1 protein-coding gene is annotated in these 409 nt (G+C 61.9%); it reads right to left on the reverse strand.

What is annotated here, in order from left to right:
* Window positions 1–409 (reverse strand): FAD-dependent oxidoreductase (locus B3V69_RS05800; protein ID WP_296444649.1); only part of this gene is annotated, 409 nt, incomplete at both ends.

Raw genomic sequence — 409 nt, forward strand, 5'->3', positions numbered from 1 at the left:
GGGCCCATCATGCGCGGCACCATGCGGTCGCCCATCTCGACCACGCTCAAATGCACACCGCGCGCCGCCAGCGCTTCCATGATGATGCAGCCAATGAAACCGGCGCCCAGCTGCAGCACGCGCGCGCCCTGGGTGGCCAGCGCCATGATCGCTCTGGCATCCTCCAGCGTCCAGCAGGTATGAACCCCGGCCGCGTCAATACCGGGAATCGGGGGGTGCACGGGATGGGAGCCGGTGGCGATCAACAGGGTGTCAAACGCGATTGATTGGCCATTGTCGAGCGCTATAGTTTTTGTAGCGGAATCAACATGCTTGACGAGGGCTTGCACCACGTTTACCTTCAAGTCAGAGAAGTGTGACGGACTCTTGCGCAGGTAGGTGCCGCGCTCGTCCACATTGCCCATCAGCA

Source organism: Rhodoferax sp. UBA5149, assembly GCF_002413825.1.
In the GTDB taxonomy this organism is placed as follows: domain Bacteria; phylum Pseudomonadota; class Gammaproteobacteria; order Burkholderiales; family Burkholderiaceae_C; genus Rhodoferax.